This window comes from Kordia sp., from assembly GCF_045105435.1.
GTDB lineage: Bacteria > Bacteroidota > Bacteroidia > Flavobacteriales > Flavobacteriaceae > Kordia.
Window position 1 is genome coordinate 1 of sequence record NZ_JBGCDL010000352.1, and the last position, 2601, is coordinate 2601.

3 protein-coding genes and 1 pseudogene are annotated in these 2601 nt (G+C 30.2%); all 4 read right to left on the bottom strand.

The window, feature by feature from the left end; translation table 11 throughout:
- Window positions 1-44: 44 nt before the first annotated feature.
- Window positions 45-338 (bottom strand): hypothetical protein, encoded by a 294-nt coding sequence (locus AB8B65_RS17925; RefSeq protein ID WP_405302660.1) that lies wholly within the window; start codon window positions 336-338, stop codon window positions 45-47.
- A 325-nt stretch (window positions 339-663) separates the two neighbouring features.
- Window positions 664-1443, bottom strand: a complete 780-nt coding sequence (lepB, locus tag AB8B65_RS17930) for a signal peptidase I (protein WP_405302661.1) — start codon at window positions 1441-1443, stop codon at window positions 664-666.
- A 2-nt stretch (window positions 1444-1445) separates the two neighbouring features.
- Window positions 1446-1802 carry a putative PEP-binding protein gene (locus tag AB8B65_RS17935; RefSeq protein ID WP_405302662.1) on the bottom strand — a complete coding sequence of 119 codons (357 nt, stop codon included), beginning with the start codon at window positions 1800-1802 and terminating at the stop codon, window positions 1446-1448.
- Window positions 1800-2123: pseudogene (locus tag AB8B65_RS17940) on the bottom strand (ATPase domain-containing protein); the annotation flags it as partial. The pseudogene AB8B65_RS17940 and the gene AB8B65_RS17935, both read right to left, overlap by 3 nt.
- Window positions 2124-2601: the final 478 nt, after the last annotated feature.

The window sequence follows — 2601 nt, forward strand, 5'->3', positions numbered from 1 at the left end:
TAATGGTATGCTCAAATCTGCCATATTTTATGAGACTCAATTTGTTATCTAATTTTACTATAACCATCTTTGTTCTCTATTTCAATACCAACTAGAAAAGGAGAAGAGCCTAAATGCTTTCCTCTTTGTAATCTTTGATAAAATTCTTTGAATATTCCTCTAAATGCAACCTCTGTATCCACTTCATCTATTATAGTTCTCATTCCGGTATCAGTTGGTATATCACCTACGCTAAACATACTCCTTAAATTATTCTTATGACCATTAACCTCCATTCTTCTTTGAAAGTTTAATAATGAGGGATATTGGAAATACATACATTCTATTCCTGATAGCATAACATCAGATATACTATTGCTTTTGTTCTTCCCTCTGGTATCTTCAATTTTATTAAATTCTTTTTTGACTGATTCTATTAATGCCTTAAATTTTAGATGTTTTTTGAATGCATCTTAAGTTTGCTTTACATTTTATTTACTGATTTAGCTTAGCAAACTCTATTTTCTTCTGCACTTACTATTTTTTTCTACGAAAAATATTTTCCAGAAACCCCATCTTCCCATACCCACCTCTCATATCTCGAATTGCTGCTAGGATGTGTTAAGGCTATTTTAAGGAGATTAATATTTTTGAATTTATAGTCTTCTAGTTCCACAAAAAGTATTATTTAATTATTTTAAAAGCTCTATTTGTTTTAAGTTTTGTAATGAAATCTAACACTGAAAAATTAGATGTCCAAAATAATATTTTAGCTTTGCCAAGAATGTTATTTTTAGGAACATAACCCATTTTTTTTAAGAATCTACTATCTATCGAATTATCTCTATTATCTCCCATGAAAAAATAATGACCTTGTGGCACTTTATAAACTGGAGTGTCATTGTGATCAAAGTTATTTAGATAGCCTTTTCCGTCATTCTCCATATAAACCATATAGCTTACTCCATTTGGGAGAGTTTCCTTGAAAATATTTTTTACATAATGAGTGCCATTTTGTTCTATATCAATTCTCTGACCTTTATTTTCTCTCTTTACAGCAACATTATTGATATATAATTGCCCATCCTTAATTTGTATTTCATCACCAGGAAGTCCAATAAGCCTTTTTATATAGTGTCTACTACTGTCCGTTGGTAATAAAAAAACTATGACATCGCCTCTTTTTGGAGGAGTGTCAAAAGATAACGATTCATTAAATAAATCAAATCTGTTAAACATGAAGGAAAGGGAGCTATTATTATATCCATAAGCAAATTTTTCAACAAAAAGATAATCTCCTATTTGCAATCCAGGCTTCATTGAACCAGACGGAATTTTAAAGGGTTGATATATCAATGTTTGAAAAATAAATGCAAAAATAAATGCAAATGCTAGTGAGCTGAATAATTCTTTGAAATTTTTATAAGAAAATAATGATTGAATGTAATAATTAATAGATTTCATTTTTATATTTTAATGTTGTATTTTCCGGCAGACACTTTGGCAATAGGTATCCTGTAATGAGAGCACGATATATAATCAATTTTTAATTTACTTAAAAATTTTATTGAAGTGGGGTCTCCAGCATGTTCACTGCAAACACCAATTTTTATATTTGGATTATGTTTTCTACTACTTTCAATTGCCATTTTCAACAACTCTCCTACTGTTTGCTCATAAATAGAAGCAAAAGGATCTTCAAGAAAAATACCTTTTTCTATATAAATTCTTAAAAATTTACCTGCATCATCTCGTGAAATACCAAGGCATGTTTGGGTTAGATCGTTAGTTCCAAAACTTATAAAATCTGCTTCGCTTGCTATCTTAACTCCTAATTTCTTTGCATATGATCTATCAAAAGCATGTTCAGCATTGATAAATGCACATGGTCCACCTTTTTTTTGACATTCAGCGATTGCATGAAGTGTTAAAGTTGTTTTACCCGAACTTTCTGGACCAAAAATTTCAATTACTCTGCCTTTTGGATAACCTCCAACCCCCAAAGCTATGTCCAATCCTAATGACCCAGATGGAATTGATTCAATATCTTGAGCATCCATCTCACCCAATTTCATAATGGCACCCTTTCCATATGCTTTCTCTATCTGACTTAATGCAGCTTCTAACGCCTTTTCTTTGTCCATAAGTTTGAATCATATTTGTGTGTAGTATTACTCAGTTGCAGTATAGATAAACTATTAATAATATTAACAATTTTTTTATTAAAGTATACAGGCGATTATAATTTCATCCATTTTTAATTCAGTAAAATTTAAAAATTTGCATTTTTGGGGTAGGTTGAGGGAACTTGAGAAAGTGGCAAGGTATGTCTGTAAAAGCCCATTATATCCAAGCTTCAGAATTTAATATTGATATGTAGTTTTGTTTAGCTATTACTACTATCTCCCTTTTTACCGTATATTTACAAAATTCATGAATATTAAAAATCATGTGATATTCTCACCTTTAAGGCTGTTTTTATAGGCTCTTCTCCTTTTCTAGTTGGTATTGAAATAGAGAACAAAGATGGTTATAGTAAAATTAGATAACAAATTGAGTCTCATAAAATATGGCAGATTTGAGCATACCATTAGGAATACCAAGCTTAGAATTAATAACACA

Bases quoted from the DNA above. Each gene is read 5' to 3' on its own strand.
- AB8B65_RS17925 (WP_405302660.1), bottom strand. From the start codon at position 338: ATGCTATCAGGAATAGAATGTATGTATTTCCAATATCCCTCATTATTA.
- lepB (WP_405302661.1), bottom strand. From the start codon at position 1,443: ATGAAATCTATTAATTATTACATTCAATCATTATTTTCTTATAAAAAT.